Origin of the sequence: Mesorhizobium sp. M1365, assembly GCF_040317865.1 — a bacterium.
GTDB lineage: Bacteria > Pseudomonadota > Alphaproteobacteria > Rhizobiales > Rhizobiaceae > Mesorhizobium.
The window spans coordinates 65022-79941 of sequence record NZ_JAMYLG010000012.1 but is presented as its reverse complement, the minus strand read 5'-3'; the positions used below and the strand labels follow the sequence as shown (position 1 = coordinate 79941).

Genomic DNA, 14920 nt, shown 5'->3' with positions numbered 1-14920 from the left:
AATATGCCGAATGCTAGTCCTGTGGAATGGCCTACAGAGTGCCGGACACGCAGCCGCCCTTCCGGCGCGCCGCGTTAATCGCATCCATATTCCCCTTCATCTCTGCGATCTTAGCTTCGCGCGCTTTGATGTCTGTCTTATCCATCATGCTGCCAACCGGCAGGCCAACCCAGAACACGCCGTCAACGTCGTGGCGGGCGGTTCTGTCTTGCTCTGCCATTATCGGCGCCAGGTCGGAATTCATTTTGTAGAGTTCGCCTTCCAACTGGCTGCAGGATTTCCCCGCGTACGCGCTGGATGTGACCGGCGCCGACTTGATGTCGAGCGAGCGAGTAGCGCAGCCCGACAAAACGCATACGACTGTAAGCGCATATACCTTGATTTTCATGCTGCCCCCCAATGCCCTCGGCCAGTTTGCACGGATGCAATCACAAAGCAACGACGCTCGAAAAGGAGGCGTTTTCGCCTTTTATCTTTCTGCAAAAAAGGCGTTTTCGCCTATTCACAAGAATCGAACGAAGCTCCGTTGTGGTCTGCGCGCCGGTTCCTGCATCATCATCTCGGAGATTGAGCGTGGCGCTCACTTCAGTTGTTTAAAATTGAGGATGCAGAAAATGATTATTCGCTTTAGACGGAGGAAAATGCTCTCCCACAACGACAACTTCCGTTACGAAATCGGGGAACTAGTCGAAAGTGCAAATGGGTCCTTCCCCGGCGTCATCGAAGGCAGGACGCACACCAACGTCCGACACCGCGGAAAGCGAGGTCCAGATATCTACCAGGTATCTCTGGATGGCGGCGAATGCGCTGGCGAAACGAGGCTAATGGTTGAAGGCGCTCTGCGGCTCAGATCTCGAATTCGCCTAGTAGCCTCGATTCGAAAAGCAGCCTGAGTTCCAGTCGACGGAACGACATGACCAGTTCGAATCGGCACTTGCCTTGTCGCAAGTCACTTAACGATCTATCTTGCACGTGGCGTGCCGGTTCGGGCGGGCCGGTTTTGTCGAACCGATTGTCGACGCTTCGACAATCAGGGCGCGTTCTAGCGTGGTAACTGGGGCGCGCTTTTCTATGTCCGCAGCTTCAGGCCAGTGCCGTTTATGAACTCGACGCCGGCCGCCTCCAGCGCCGTGCGGATGGCGGCCTTGGCGTCATCGGATATCGTCCCCCTGCGCTGCTTCTCGAAATCGACAATTGTGGACAGACCAAGCTTAGCCGCATCGGCTAACTTCGGTTGCGTCCAGTCAAGAAGGGCGCGGGCGGCACGGCATTGCAAGGGCGTCATGCTCATCAACATTTTCTGTTGACGCGGGTTTGCGTCAGGCGTATCAACATATTCGGTTGATAGCCGTAAAGCAACGAGGAGAATCAGATGCGCGGGCAGACAGTTAACGACAGCAGCAGAATGAGACACGTGTACAGCGTGTCGAGGGTGAATGAGCGTGGCATCCCAGTTGAATGGATCGGAAAGGCGGCCGACATTGAGACGGCGACCGAAGCCGCTAACGCCATGGGTCCCGACTACGTTGCGGGGACTTGGAGTTACCGCGCGCATTGACCGCCTTGCGCGGCCTTCGACAAAGCCCCGCCTAGTGCGGGGTTCTTTCTACCGCCCACACGTCCGCCGAGGAGAACCGCATGAGCCGCACCGCTGCAAATGATAATACGCCTGCCACACTGTTGTGGACGTCAAAACAGACTGCCGCGGCATTAGGCATTACAACTAAGACGCTGCTTGCGCACGTGACGGCGGGAGAGCTTGCATACGTCCCGGCGGGGCGCGGTGTTGTTCGGCCGCGCATGAGCTTCATTCCAAATGACGTGATTAGTTTCATTGAATTGAGGAGGACACGTAATTGTCCGTCTACAAACCCAAAAGCAGCCCGTTCTACCAATATGACTTCCAACTTGCCGGCCAGCGGTTTCATGGCTCTACGGGCAGCAAAAATGAACGCGACGCACGCGGAATAGAACGAGACCATCGTGCGAAGGCGAAGGCAGCAATCCAAGCCGCCAAAGCCGCCAAAGGCGGTCCCCTAACCATTGACGATGCAGCGGCTCGTTATTGGCGCGAGATCGGCGAACGGCATGCCAATGCCAAGACGACCTGGACTGATCTCGGCCGGCTTGTCGACTACTTCGGCCCGGGCAAACTGCTGGTGGAAATCACCGACGATGATGTTGCGAAGTTGGTGCAGTGGCGTCGGGCGCAAACTGCTTGGGGCAAAGCAGAGACGAAGGACGGCAAGCCAATGCGATTAGTGTCTCCGGCCACGGTGAATCGTTCAACCACGTTGGTGCTCAAAAAGATGTTCACCCGCGCCAAGCGCACGTGGCGTCACACATTCCCTGCCGAGCCAGTCTGGCGAGATCATTTCCTTGCTGAGCCGCGAGAGCGTGTTCGTGAACTCCACACCGGGGAAAGCGCCGCGCTTCGGCTGGCAACCCGGTCAGACTATACTCCGGTCTTTGAGTTCGAACGCGCCAGCGGTCTCCGCCTGGACGAGTGTCTTCTGCGGTGGAGCGAAGTCGATTGGGAAACTGGTTGGATCGTCACGACAGGTAAGGGCAGCCGCATGGTCAAGACCGCCCTCACCTCTGCTGTTCGGGCAATCCTTTTACCGTTGCGCGGCCACCACAAGGAATGGGTATTCACCTACCAAGCCAAGAGAACACGCAAGCCCGACGCATCCTACAAGGGCGATGGCGAGGAGCGAGTAAAAGGCCAGCGTTATCCGATCACATACAGCGGATTGACCTCCCAGTGGAAAAGGATCCGCAAGACGGCGGGGGTCAAGGACTTTCGATTTCATGATTTCCGCCACGACTTGGCCACCAAGCTATTACGGGCCACAGGCAATTTGAAAACGGTCCAGAAAGCGCTGTCCCACGCCGATATCAAGACCACGACTAGGTATGCTCATGTGCTTGACGAAGAGGTGGCGGCCGCGATGGAGTCGCTGCAAAATGCTGCATTGAAGTCCCGAACAAAGTCCCGAACCCGAAAGCCAAAAACGGCGTAATGGCATGAAGCTAAACACTAATTCCCGTTATGCCCAATTTCCTGGGGGTCAAGGGGTCGTCGGTTCGAATCCGGCCACTCCGACCATTAAAATCCAAAGGCTTAGCCAGTTTTCCCCCAAACTGGCTGTACAGACAATAGCCGCACTGCAGCCGGCGCAACATACGCAGGCGCGTGATCTCATCGAGGAATCGATCACGCATCACTCGTGCGCGAGGCACGGAGGCTGGCGTCTAGCCAGAAGCCCACCGAGAAACCGCGCGGTAATGGCTAGGTAAGCTTTGCTGCGTACGCCAACCTTTATCGTGAGAAAAGGTCCCGCCGCACATGCCAGAACGGCGGGACTCGATCAGGCGCCTTGCATCAGGCAGGGGTGACTCGGGGGTTGGGCATGCCCGGTGCGCGCGGATCGTACTGAACCCTAGGCGCATCAGCTGCAATGCGTCCACCAACCGTCGGTTGGAAAGAACTAATTCAATCCCGACGGCTGGCCTGGCCTGAACAGGCGCGCGCTCAAGGCTCAGTTTCTTCCCGGGGAGGAGCTTTTTGGTCAGGACAATCAGGATAGGGCAATTCTTCACACGGAGAGGGCCTGTCGCCAACGCTGCGATAATGTTCCGCGAGTTTTGCGAAACCGTAGGCGAAGGCGAAAAGAAGCGCGAGGACAACCGCTATTCGGACGGCCATACCGTATTGTAGCAGGATCCTCCCATTGGAGCGCGCGGCGTTTTGGTACGTTTGAATGTTGAGTTCGAAAAAGGTTGGCTCTAGTTGAATTGCCGTCGTCCGCAGTTGTAAGGGCGAGCGGACGCTACGAAGATGCCACGCGCTTTCGCCCTTTTCGGGAGAGATGCAATGTCGCTTCAAGGAGTTGCCTGTCCTGCCGAGCTGACCATGTTGACCAAGGCACTTGATGCCCGATGCCGTGAACTAGGCCTCGCTGATGGAGATCCAGGCAGAGAAGTGCTCGGCCGCAGAGTGATGGATTTATTTGAAAGTGGTCAGCTCAGCGCCGAAGATTTGAGACTGGCTCTGAGCGGCGAGATCTTTAACGCCAAAAATCCTCCGGCGGGAGACAGTGGGCCTTGATACGGCAAGCGGCTATCCGCGCAGCCATTTGAATTACTGGCCCAACGTCTGAATCACTGGCCCAGCGTCGGCTTCCGTGTGCGCAGGAGCGCGTTGTGAACAAATGTGATTTTGCGGTCGGTGCCAGACGGGCTAACTTTACCCATCGAACGAAAGAGGAGAATGATCATGAAGACATTCCTCGCAATAGCCGCGGCACTGACCATGTCCATATCAGCTGCCTCTGCGGATTGCCCCGCGCATTCCAAGGTCCAGGCATCGGTCGACACGCAGACGAAGACAGCAAGCGTCGAGAAGGCCGATATGTCGACTGTCACGGACGCTCAGACGATCAAAAAAGAAGAGCCACAGAAGACCGAGTAGCGGTAATGCTCAGCGGATCCCACGACCCGGATAAATCGCTACTGGCACACATCCACCCACTCGGCGTCGACGAGTTCGGCCAGGCGTTGCGGGCTGAGCCGCACGGCGGCATTCGTCGCGCCTGCCGCCGGGACGACCTCGTCAAAGGCGCGCAGCGAGATGTCGCAGTAGACCGGGAGCGGCGCCGGTAGGCCGAACGGGCACACCCCACCGACGGGATGATCGGTCGCGGCGAGCACCTGGTCGGCGTCCAGCATTCGCGCCTTGCCACCAAACTGGTCCTTGAATTTGCGATTGTCCAGCCTGGAGATCCCGCTGGCCACGATCAGCATCGTCTGGTCGCCGGCGCGCAAGCAGATCGTCTTGGCAATCTGCGCCGGCGCTACGCCATGCGCTTCGGCGGCCAGAGCCACCGTCGCCGAGCTTGCCTCCGTGACGATGACGTCAATGTCGGGCGCGTGTGCGGCGAAAAAGGCGCGAACGGATTCGAGGCTCATCTCCGGCAATTTCCGTCTGGCGTCGCCGTGGCGGCCGGCAAGTCCACTACGTGGCCGAAAAAACGAAGCCCGCCAGGGCGACCCATGGCGAGCTCGTGGAATAAAAGCATGACACGTCGCTACGACACGGATCGCCTTTTGGCAGGCAACACGGCTTCGTCAAACAGAGCGCTTTCCGGAAGTTGAAGCGCGGAGGCAATACGCCGACGTTTCGAGGGATCGGCATCCTTGCCGCTTTCAACATCGGCAATCTCATAGGCTGCCAGCCCGCACGCCAGGGACAGCTCTTCGATGCTGTATCCACGGGCTTCCCGGGCGGTTCGGACGGCACTGCGTTCAGGCGTAACCGCGCTCGCCGCCAGTTCGGAGTAAGGTTCGCGTTTTGCTATTTGGGGCATTGGCAACTCCGTGGGATGAAAGAGTTAGATCAAATCATGTTGTTGCCTGAGACGATCGGGAGAATGCCCGCTCGCCGGTGATTTGCCAAGCATCAAAGATAGCGTCACGGCATCGTGAACCGACGCCGGAATGGATGGCGGATGCCGGCGAGCTGACATCTGGCCGGATCCTCAGCAGACACAGTTCGGAAACGAAATTCTACAGGCCGGAAAAACTGCCGAAAAACTCCAAGGCGATAGTCCCAACCGCAGCGCTCGAGTCACCGACCTGAATCAGTGACGCTCAAATTCCGCCTGCGCAAAAAGGAAATGATGTCATGAAGAAGCCTCTTCTCTCCGCTCTTGGACTTGCAATCGCACTTGCACTCTCGATGCCGATCATCGGCGCAAGCAGCGCGAATGCGACGACGATGCACACCACCGTCAAGAAGCATCACCGCCATCACTACCATCACCGCGTCCACCACTACCGCCACCATCACAAGAAGGTTGTCGCGAAGAAGTACTGAAAACACCCTCGGGCGAACAACCCGCAATCAGGCGTTCTGGTCCTGGATCAAGGGCGGCGCGCTTGCCGGGTTTGCCGTGTCGGCGAAAAATGGCGGCGGTCCGCTGACCACCGCCATTTGCTTTTCTTAACGTGCGGACCTTGAACGCGCTCGCGGCGCGTTTTGCTGTCGGCCGCCGAGGAACAGACTGGCGACGAGCCCGACCAGAACCAGCCCGACAGCGGCCACCGTCGCCGGGTGATCTCGGGCGGTCTTCTCGATCGCCCGGCCTTGCCTTCTGATTGCCGGCAAGGCGTTGCCGAGCCGCTCAGTGATATCCGAATAGTAATCCGACGCGGTATCGCGCCCGTCTTCGTAAAAGGCGCCGCCCTGCTTCAACACGGCTTTCTTCAAGGTGGCCAGTTCCCTGGCCAAGGCCGCGACCTGCTTGTTGAGATCGGTGTCGGAGATGCTCGAAAGCGATGCCATGACGTGCTTCCTTCATCTGCAGAAGGAAGCCTAACGCATGACCCTGAAGACCGTTCCGGTCAACCCGGCGGGCTCTAGCGAACCTGATCTAGCAGGCGCTTGCATTCCAGGAGGTCGAACAGCGCCTCCTGCAGCAACGCGCGATTGTCACGGGAAAGTTTTGACGTGTCCGGCGGAACCGGACCTTCCTCGTCGGTCTTGCCTATACCGAAAAAACGACGGCTGGGTTTCACCCTCGGCTGGCCAACCAGCATTTCGTCGTCCGGGCCGCGCGGCTGCGCCGCTTGCGTCAGCGGTACCGTGTCGGCCTGTCGGCGCTGCGAGATCGCCTCGACCGCCGCCATGTCGCCACTGCCGACGGCGATCAGAAACTGGTTGCCGTTCTCGCGCAACAGCTTCTGCACGCCCTTGATCGTATAGCCCTGGTCGTAGAGCATATGACGAATACCCTTGATCAGTTCGACGTCCTGCGGACGGTAGTAGCGGCGGCCGCCGCCGCGCTTCATCGGCTTGATCTGGTTGAAACGCGTCTCCCAGAAACGCAGCACGTGCTGCGGCAAATCCAGATCCTCCGCGACCTCGCTGATGGTGCGGAAAGCATCAGGGCTCTTGTCCATGGACGAATCCTCACGCTAGAGCATGATCGCGAAAGGCGGGAACCGGGTTCGGGCGACATCACGCTTAACAAAGAGAGCAGCTTTCCGTCCCGGCGGAACGGATCACACCCAATACCGATCCGGCCTACCGAATCGCATCTTATTTCAGCGGTTTATGAAACAATATTCAAGCCCGGCGCAAAAGCAGGGTTCATTTTTCAACCGAAGCCTGGAGCATGATTCTTGGCAAAGGGGGATTGGGCGGCTACTTGCTGCCCTTGGCTTTGCTGTTTTGATGGGAGCGCAGGATACGGTTCTTCAGTACGTTCGACGACTTGAAGGTCATCACCCGGCGCGGCAGGATCGGCACTTCCTCACCGGTCTTGGGATTGCGCCCGATGCGCTCGTTCTTGGAGCGGACGTGGAAGGTCGCGAAGGACGACAGCTTCACCGTCTCGCCGCGAACGATCGCCTCGCAGATCTCATTCAGCACCGCCTCGACAAGCTCGGCCGATTCAGTACGTGACAGCCCAACCTTGCGGTAAACGGCTTCGGCGAGGTCGGCGCGCGTAAGTGTCTTTCCCCCCATACGAACCGTCCCATCAGCTCAAAAACATAAATCGATACAAGCAACGGCAGAACCTAAGTAATTGATCCGTCAAGGTCAAGGACCCGAACCCGATAGTTCGGCACTTACCAGCGGAGCAGGACGGCACCCCAGGTGAAGCCGCCGCCCATCGCCTCGAGCAGTACCAGGTCACCCTTTTTGATGCGACCGTCGGCGACGGCTGCGGACAGTGCCAGCGGCACGGAAGCCGCCGAGGTATTACCGTGCAAATCGACGGTCACCACCACGTTCCGCTCCTCTATCCCGAGCTTTTTGGCCGAAGCGTCAATAATTCGTTTATTGGCTTGATGCGGCACGAACCAGTCGAGATCGGCGGCGCCGATGCCGGCCTGTGCGAACGTCGCCTCGATGACGTCGGTGATCATGCCGACCGCATGCTTGAACACTTCGCGGCCTTCCATCCTGAGGTGCCCGACCGTTCCGGTGGTCGACGGCCCACCGTCGACAAAAAGCTTGTCCTTGTGGATGCCGTCGGAGCGCAGGCTGGCCGCCAGAACGCCTCGGTCGGCGATGCCGCCTGCCCCCGTGCCTGCTTCCAGCACCATCGCGCCGGCGCCGTCGCCGAACAAAACGCAGGTCGAGCGGTCGTTCCAGTCGAGAATACGCGAAAATGTTTCCGAGCCGATCACCAGTACCCGTCTGGCCAAGCCGCCGCGGATATAGAGGTCGGCGGTCGTCACTGCATAGACGAAGCCGGAGCAGACCGCCTGCAGGTCGAAGGCAAAACCGTGGTGCATGCCGAGCCGGTTCTGGATCTCGACCGCGGTCGCGGGAAAGGTGTTGTTGGGCGTCGAGGTCGCCAGCACGATCAGGTCGATATCGTCAGCCGTCAGGCCGGCGCTGTCGAGGGCCGCGCGCGCTGCCGCCTCGCCCAGCGAGGCCGTCGTCTCGTCGTCGGCCGCAATGTGGCGCTGGCGAATGCCGGTGCGCTGGACGATCCACTCGTCCGACGTCTCGACCATGCCTTCGAAATCGGCATTCTTCATAATGCGGCGGGGCAGCGCGGCGCCCGTGCCGCGCACGACGGATCTGATCAATGCTCTTTCCTATTCCTTTGCGTCGATGACGACGTCGGATTTCCGGATTGTCTGGGCATTCGGATTGCGGGCATGGAACAGGTCGAGATCGGCTTCGATGCGGTCAAGCAGATTGTTGCGCACCATGTCGTAGCCAAGCTCGATCGCCGCCGCGAAGCCATCCGAATCAGCCCCGCCATGGCTCTTCACCACGATGCCGTTCAATCCGAGGAAGACGCCGCCATTGGAGCGGCCGACATCCATCTTCTCGCGCAGGCGATCGAAGGCGGTCTTGGCGAAGATATAGCCGATCCTGGCCATCAGCGTCCGGTTCATCGCCGCGCGCAGATAGCCGGCGATCTGCCTAACGGTGCCTTCCGCCGTCTTCAGCGCGATGTTGCCGGCAAATCCCTCGGTAACGACGACGTCGACACTGCCCTTGCCGATGTCGTCACCCTCGACAAAGCCATGGTAGTTCATCGAGGCCATGTTGGCCTCGCGCAACATACGACCCGCCTCCTTGACCTCTTCCTGACCCTTGATCTCCTCGACGCCGACATTGAGCAGCCCGACGCTCGGCCGTTCGATGCCGAAAACCGAGCGCGCCATGCCGGTGCCCAGAATGGCAAAGTCAACCAGTTGATGCGCATCCGCGCCAATGGTGGCGCCGACGTCCAGCACCACGCTCTCGCCGCGCAATGTCGGCCAGAGCGCCGCGATTGCCGGGCGATCGATGGTCGCCATGGTGCGAAGGCAGAATCTGGACATTGCCATCAGCGCGCCGGTATTGCCGGCCGAGATGCAGGCGTCGGCAGTGCCTGCCTTGACCGCCTCGACGGCCTTCCACATCGATGACTTCCAGCGGCCATGGCGCAGCGCCTGGCTCGGCTTGTCGTCCATCCGCACTGCGATCTCGCAGTGCACGAACTCACTCACTTCCGCCAGCTTAGGGAATTTGGCGAGTTCGGGCCGTACCACTTCTTCGCGCCCATAAATGACGAAGCGTATATCCGGACGGCGGGTGGCGACAGTCATGAGCGCCGGGATCACCACGCTTGGCCCGTGATCGCCGCCCATGGCATCGATGGAAATCCTGATCACGCGGTGTTCATCTCACGGTTGATTGGCCAGCGGGCTTGCCAAGGTGCGGGGCTCGCGAAGGTTCGGCGAAAATAACGGTTTTGGGCTGCCGCACAACCAACTTTTCTCAAATTGGGTCAGCCATCAGGATTTTCCCAACAGTGATCTGAGCTTTTGCTGGAATTCATTCTCCACAGGCTCGGTATCGCCGGCGGCCTCCAGCGATACACCCGGCTTGCGCGGATATGGATCGATCGCCAAGCCAAAGAACTGCTCGGCAAGCGCCCCGACGTCGATCGCATCGCCGGAAAAGGTTTCCGGGCTGTCCGGGCCTTCGGCGTCGAGCAGGATCTCACCGCCGCCGTCGAAACCTTGCCGCCCGAGCTTGGATTGCTCCGGCAGGAACAGCGCTTCGACCGGCTCGTCGATATGCGCCTCGACCGGGTCGAGGGTGACGATGCAGGCCTGCGTTATATCGGCCTCGACATGGCCGCTGACTTTCACCCCGTTGCGTTTCCAGGGCTCGACCAGGAGTTCGGCGCGATAATTCTCGACCGAAAGCAGCTCGTGCTCGACGGCCAGCAGGGCGCGCTGCCCAGCGTCGGCATCGATCACCACCGGCAGCCCCTTTTGCGGCAGCCGGGCGACATTTGCCAGGAATGACACTGGGCTGTGGGTATCAGGGTGTTTCATCTTCGCCTCCACTTCGCCACCTTCATAGGCCTGCCGTCGCTCAAGCGTTGGCCACGGGAAATGACACCGTTCCGGAAACGATCGATTCGGTCGGCTGTTCCGCGAGTTGCCTTGATGCATCGGCGGCATAGAGTGCCAGTTGCGACGCTTGCGGCCAGGCGCCGGCATCCGGCCTGACATTGCGGGCAAGGGCGACGGCGAGTGCATCATGGTCATTTCTTTGCAGCGCATCATCATAGGCGGCGGTACGGCCATAGAACATTTTCGCCAGTTTCCGCATTCGCTTCGGCACGCCGACGTCGCCAATGCCCAATTCACGCAACGAATGTTCGACATCCATGAAGAACTCGTCGATCAGCACCTGCGCAACCTCTGCCGCAGCACCGCCCTCGCCGCGCAACCGGTGCTGAAACACGAACATGTGCAACGACAGCATCTCGAAGCGGCCGAGCGGCGTGTCCGGTACGTTCCAGGCGGAATAAAACACCGTTTGCCGCGCCGCCGCCACGATTTGTGCGTAAAGCGCCTCGGTGATGGCGCGGTTGGCATGTCGTTCGCGGCCAAAGAGGCGCTGGAACATTTGAGGGTGGTCTCCCGGGACCGTTTGTTGAAGTGGCCTTGTTGCATCGGCAAGCAAGCTGGTTTACCGGTTTTGCGGCCCAGCGCAAGTTGCGGCCAGCTTATGGAGTTGTAGTTGCGCGCGCTGAAATTCAAGTCGACTTTCCTGCCCAAGCCCGGCGGTGCGGTTTCGCTGCTGGTGATCGCTGCGGCACTTTCCGCCTGCAATTCGTCCAAGATGATCGGCGATCTCAATCCGAGCGAGACGCTGACGCAAGGCTACGTCATAGACCAGCAGGCGATCGACCTGGTGCCGGTCGGCTCAAGCCGCGAACAGGTGCTGCTGGCGCTCGGCACTCCCTCGACGAAGGCGACCTTCGATAACGAGGCCTTTTATTACATTTCGCAGACGCGCAAGCGCTATGTCGCCTTCGACAAGCCGCGGCTGGTCGACCAGCATGTGCTGGCGGTCTATTTTGGCGATGACGGGCGCGTCACCCAGATCGCCAATTACGGCTTGAAAGACGGCAAGGTGTTCGACTTCATCTCGCGCACCACGCCGACCGGCGGCAAGGACCAGAACTTCCTCAGCCAGATCATCAGTGGCGCCAGCAAGCTGGCGCCTGGTATTCCCGGCGCCAGCGGCGGCAGCACGCTCGGCGGCAGCTGATCCACCCGAGGGTGTCGGCTTCCTTCCGTTCCTTTCGCTTCCCTGTAAGCGGCATATCTCAGGCAATGAAGAACCCGCGGGAGCGATCCCGCGGGTTTTGTTTTAAGGCCATAGCGACCGAGCTTAGCCGTGCGCGAGAACGGCCAGCAACAGCAGCGCGACGATGTTGGTGATCTTGATCGCCGGGTTGACCGCTGGGCCGGCAGTATCCTTGTAGGGATCGCCGACCGTGTCGCCGGTCACCGAAGCCTTGTGCGCTTCGGAGCCCTTGATGTGCTTGAGGCCGTCCTTGTCGACGAAACCATCTTCGAACGACTTCTTGGCGTTGTCCCAGGCGCCGCCGCCGGAGGTCATCGAGATGGCGACGAACAGGCCGTTGACGATGACGCCGAGCAGCGAGGCGCCAAGCGCGGCAAAGGCGGATGCCTTCGAACCGGAGATCAGGAGGACGCCGAAATAGACCACCAGCGGCGCCAGCACCGGCAGCAATGACGGAACGATCATCTCCCGGATCGCTGCCTTGGTCAGAAGGTCGACGGCGCGCGCATAGTTCGGCTTCGAGGTGCCTGCCATGATGCCCGGATCCTCCCGGAACTGCTTGCGCACCTCCTGGACGATAGCACCCGCGGCGCGGCCGACGGCGGTCATGGCGATGCCGCCGAACAGATACGGGATCAGGCCACCGAAGATCAGGCCGGCGACGACGTAAGGATTGGAGAGGTCGAAGGAGACGTCGCCCATACCCTGGAAGTAGGGGTATTTGTCGCCATTGGCGGCAAAGAACTTCAGGTCGTTAGAGTAGGCCGCGAACAGCACCAGCGCGCCGAGGCCGGCCGAACCGATGGCGTAGCCCTTGGTTACCGCCTTGGTGGTGTTGCCGACAGCGTCGAGCGCGTCGGTTGACTGGCGCACTTCCTTGGGTAGGCCGGCCATTTCGGCAATGCCGCCGGCATTGTCGGTGACCGGGCCGAAGGCATCGAGCGCGACGATCATGCCGGCGAGGCCAAGCATCGTCGTCACCGCGATCGCCGTGCCGTAGAGGCCGGCGAGCTGGTATGTCGAGATGATGCCGCCGACGATGACGATCGCCGGTAACGCCGTCGCTTCCAGCGAGACCGCGAGGCCCTGGATGACATTGGTGCCGTGACCGGTGACCGAGGCCTGGGCGATGGAGTTCACCGGACGCTTGTTGGTGCCGGTATAATATTCGGTGATCACCACGATGAGTCCGGTCACCGCAAGGCCGACAAGGCCGCAGATGAACAGGTTCGTGCCGGTGATGGTCATGCCGGCGACGGTGCCGATCTCACCCCAGCCGATGCATGCCGAGGTGGCCACGGCAAGGCCGACAATTGACAGCAGGCCGGTGACGATCAGGCCCTTGTAGAGCGCGCCCATGATCGAGCCGCTGGAACCGAGCTTGACGAAGAAAGTGCCGACGATCGAGGTGAGAATGCAGGCGCCGCAGATGGCCAGCGGATAGAGCATGGCCGCGCCGAGAACGTCGGTGCCACCGAAGAAGATGGCGGCGAGGACCATGGTGGCGACCACGGTCACCGCATAGGTCTCGAACAGGTCGGCGGCCATGCCGGCGCAATCGCCGACATTGTCGCCGACGTTGTCGGCAATGGTGGCCGGATTGCGTGGATCGTCCTCGGGAATGCCGGCTTCAACCTTGCCGACAAGATCGCCGCCGACGTCGGCGCCTTTTGTGAAGATGCCGCCGCCGAGACGGGCGAAGATCGAGATCAGCGAGGCGCCGAAGCCGAGCGAAACAAGCGAGTCGATGACGACGCGATCGTTTGGCTGCAGACCCATGAACTGGGTCAGGATCAGGTAGTAGATCGAGACGCCGAGCAGGGCCAGGCCAGCAACCAGCATGCCAGTGATGGCGCCCGACTTGAAGGCGATCTCGAGGCCGGCAGCGAGGCTGTTGGAAGCCGCCTGCGCGGTACGCACATTAGCGCGCACCGAGACGTGCATGCCGATGAAGCCAGCGGCACCCGATAGAACGGCGCCGATCAGGAAGCCGATGGCGGCGGTGATCGAAAGCAGCCACCAGGCAAGCAGCAGGACCACGACGCCGACGATGGCGATGGTGGTGTACTGGCGCGCCAGATAAGCCTGAGCGCCTTCGCGGATGGCCGCGGAAATTTCCTGCATGCGTGCATTGCCCTGATCGGCCGCGAGGACCGAACGTGTCGCCCAGATGGCGTAAAGGACTGAAAGCAGACCGCAGGCGATGACAGCTGAAATTATGGTCATTGCCGAATTTTCCTCGATTGGTGGCCCAAAAGAACCCCTCCCCGGGCCGTTGAGACAGGGGACGAATTTTCCGCAACCGGAATCCGTCCCTTCGCAGCGGCTTATGCGAAACAGGGCTCGGAACGTCAAGATATTGTTCCGTTCCTGTCCGGCTTTCGCCCAAAAGATCCCGGGTTTCGCCCAAAAGGCTGGACGGCAGCGCCTGTCGACACTGCCATCCGGTTAGATCGGTTGAAATCGGCGAACAGTGGTCAGGCTTTACGCGGGTCGCCGTCCGGCTGGACGACGAAGACCAGCACCAGCAGCATGGTGATGTAGAATTTGAACGCCGCCTCCTGACCATTCCAAGTCGAAGACTGCCACATGGCGAACCACTCGCCGCCAACGACCATGAAGCCGAAATACCAAACGAGGAAGCCCATTGTGGCGGCAATGATGGCGAACTTCTTGGCATCGTTGAAAGCCTGTCCGCTGGCGTTGCGCGCCTGCCAGAGTTGCCAGGCGGCGATTAGGTAAAGCAGGCAGGTCAGCGCCTCGCCAATGATGATCAGCCAGTAGCCAGCCGTCCACAGCGACGGGTTGGTGATCGAGCGGTACATCAGTGCATTGCCGGGAAAGGTCGTATCCATGCTCAGCACATGCTGGACAAAGGCGAAGTTTGAGCCGTAATCGGTGATGTTGCCGAAGGCGACGAGGAAGGCGAAAGCCGCCAGACACAAACACATGACGATCTTGGAGAAACGCGCGGTCATGGCAAGAACTCCTGCTGAAAGATCGGGGCATCGCACTCATCAATCGCCGAGTCCCGAAGATCGCGCAACGGGTGGGCCAGTGATCATCGTGCTCACAGCCATCGCGAGACATTATGCCGGCAAGCAAGACATTGCCGAGACTGTCGAAGCCCTCGATCTCGACAGTGATTGCGCGGTGGGCGACTTGGTCTCTGTGGTTAGAGCCGACACACAGCACGATTTCGCCATCATCCGCCGCCGCTGGATCACCGGCGAGACGGGCACAACGCTGGAACTGACGCTCGATCATCCGACGCGGTCGACCGGCCACTGAAAA

At 60.1% G+C, this 14920-nt stretch carries 20 protein-coding genes; 7 read left to right on the top strand and 13 right to left on the bottom strand.

Annotation, left to right across the window (positions count from 1 at the left end; translation table 11 throughout):
- Nucleotides 1-31: 31 nt before the first annotated feature.
- Nucleotides 32-388, bottom strand: coding sequence for a hypothetical protein (locus NKH04_RS16140; protein ID WP_353044543.1), 357 nt, complete (start codon nt 386-388; stop codon nt 32-34).
- On the opposite strand from NKH04_RS16140, the gene NKH04_RS16135 reads away from it, so the two are divergent.
- Nucleotides 378-893: a hypothetical protein gene (locus NKH04_RS16135; RefSeq protein ID WP_353044542.1), complete on the top strand. Its 516-nt coding sequence runs from the start codon at nt 378-380 to the stop codon at nt 891-893. The genes NKH04_RS16140 and NKH04_RS16135 overlap by 11 nt on opposite strands.
- Nucleotides 894-1069: 176 nt before the next feature.
- Here the strand turns inward: NKH04_RS16135 and NKH04_RS16130 are convergent, their stop codons facing one another.
- Nucleotides 1070-1291 carry a helix-turn-helix domain-containing protein gene (locus tag NKH04_RS16130; RefSeq protein ID WP_353044541.1) on the bottom strand — a complete coding sequence of 74 codons (222 nt, stop codon included), beginning with the start codon at nt 1289-1291 and terminating at the stop codon, nt 1070-1072.
- Nucleotides 1292-1856: 565 nt separating this feature from the next.
- Here NKH04_RS16130 and NKH04_RS16125 point away from each other — a divergent pair.
- The 3 genes from NKH04_RS16125 (at nt 1857) to NKH04_RS16115 (ending at nt 4474) form a co-directional block, all read left to right on the top strand.
- Entirely contained in the window at nt 1857-3023 is a 1167-nt protein-coding gene (locus NKH04_RS16125; RefSeq protein ID WP_353044540.1) for a tyrosine-type recombinase/integrase, read from the top strand.
- Nucleotides 3024-3877: 854 nt separating this feature from the next.
- Nucleotides 3878-4111: a hypothetical protein gene (locus tag NKH04_RS16120; protein WP_352542414.1), complete on the top strand. Its 234-nt coding sequence runs from the start codon at nt 3878-3880 to the stop codon at nt 4109-4111.
- Nucleotides 4112-4279: 168 nt separating this feature from the next.
- On the top strand, nt 4280-4474 hold the full coding sequence (locus NKH04_RS16115) for a hypothetical protein (protein ID WP_023674517.1): 195 nt from the start codon (nt 4280-4282) through the stop codon (nt 4472-4474).
- A gap of 38 nt (nt 4475-4512) precedes the next feature.
- Here the strand turns inward: NKH04_RS16115 and NKH04_RS16110 are convergent, their stop codons facing one another.
- Nucleotides 4513-4971, bottom strand: a complete 459-nt coding sequence (locus NKH04_RS16110) for a YbaK/EbsC family protein (protein WP_352542413.1) — start codon at nt 4969-4971, stop codon at nt 4513-4515.
- Between the two features lie 119 nt (nt 4972-5090).
- On the bottom strand, nt 5091-5369 hold the full coding sequence (locus NKH04_RS16105) for a helix-turn-helix domain-containing protein (RefSeq protein ID WP_352471998.1): 279 nt from the start codon (nt 5367-5369) through the stop codon (nt 5091-5093).
- Between the two features lie 317 nt (nt 5370-5686).
- Between NKH04_RS16105 and NKH04_RS16100 the strand changes: the two genes are divergently transcribed.
- On the top strand, nt 5687-5878 hold the full coding sequence (locus NKH04_RS16100; protein ID WP_023674514.1) for a hypothetical protein: 192 nt from the start codon (nt 5687-5689) through the stop codon (nt 5876-5878).
- A 126-nt stretch (nt 5879-6004) separates the two neighbouring features.
- On the opposite strand, the gene NKH04_RS16095 is transcribed toward NKH04_RS16100, so the two are convergent.
- The 7 genes from NKH04_RS16095 to NKH04_RS16065 all read right to left on the bottom strand — a co-directional run bounded on the left by NKH04_RS16095 (nt 6005) and on the right by NKH04_RS16065 (nt 10939).
- On the bottom strand, nt 6005-6346 hold the full coding sequence (locus NKH04_RS16095; RefSeq protein WP_352472000.1) for a hypothetical protein: 342 nt from the start codon (nt 6344-6346) through the stop codon (nt 6005-6007).
- 74 nt (nt 6347-6420) lie between these two features.
- Entirely contained in the window at nt 6421-6963 is a 543-nt protein-coding gene (locus NKH04_RS16090; RefSeq protein WP_023674511.1) for a MerR family transcriptional regulator, read from the bottom strand.
- A gap of 244 nt (nt 6964-7207) precedes the next feature.
- Nucleotides 7208-7531, bottom strand: a complete 324-nt coding sequence (locus NKH04_RS16085; protein ID WP_023717292.1) for an integration host factor subunit alpha — start codon at nt 7529-7531, stop codon at nt 7208-7210.
- A 104-nt stretch (nt 7532-7635) separates the two neighbouring features.
- Nucleotides 7636-8607, bottom strand: coding sequence for a beta-ketoacyl-ACP synthase III (locus tag NKH04_RS16080; RefSeq protein ID WP_353044539.1), 972 nt, complete (start codon nt 8605-8607; stop codon nt 7636-7638).
- 9 nt (nt 8608-8616) lie between these two features.
- Nucleotides 8617-9687, bottom strand: coding sequence for a phosphate acyltransferase PlsX (gene plsX / locus NKH04_RS16075; protein WP_352472001.1), 1071 nt, complete (start codon nt 9685-9687; stop codon nt 8617-8619).
- 123 nt (nt 9688-9810) lie between these two features.
- Nucleotides 9811-10359, bottom strand: coding sequence for a YceD family protein (locus NKH04_RS16070; protein WP_353044538.1), 549 nt, complete (start codon nt 10357-10359; stop codon nt 9811-9813).
- Between the two features lie 40 nt (nt 10360-10399).
- A complete protein-coding gene (locus NKH04_RS16065; RefSeq protein ID WP_353044537.1) occupies nt 10400-10939 on the bottom strand; it encodes a ubiquinol-cytochrome C chaperone family protein in 540 nt (179 codons plus the stop codon).
- Between the two features lie 114 nt (nt 10940-11053).
- Between NKH04_RS16065 and NKH04_RS16060 the strand changes: the two genes are divergently transcribed.
- On the top strand, nt 11054-11587 hold the full coding sequence (locus tag NKH04_RS16060) for an outer membrane protein assembly factor BamE (protein ID WP_352472003.1): 534 nt from the start codon (nt 11054-11056) through the stop codon (nt 11585-11587).
- A 123-nt stretch (nt 11588-11710) separates the two neighbouring features.
- Here NKH04_RS16060 and NKH04_RS16055 read toward each other — a convergent pair whose 3' ends face one another.
- Both NKH04_RS16055 and NKH04_RS16050 read right to left on the bottom strand, forming a co-directional pair.
- Nucleotides 11711-13852, bottom strand: coding sequence for a sodium-translocating pyrophosphatase (locus NKH04_RS16055; protein WP_352501522.1), 2142 nt, complete (start codon nt 13850-13852; stop codon nt 11711-11713).
- A 251-nt stretch (nt 13853-14103) separates the two neighbouring features.
- Entirely contained in the window at nt 14104-14604 is a 501-nt protein-coding gene (locus NKH04_RS16050) for a DUF2165 family protein (protein WP_352472005.1), read from the bottom strand.
- Between the two features lie 88 nt (nt 14605-14692).
- On the opposite strand from NKH04_RS16050, the gene NKH04_RS16045 reads away from it, so the two are divergent.
- Entirely contained in the window at nt 14693-14917 is a 225-nt protein-coding gene (locus NKH04_RS16045; protein WP_353044536.1) for a hypothetical protein, read from the top strand.
- Nucleotides 14918-14920: the final 3 nt, after the last annotated feature.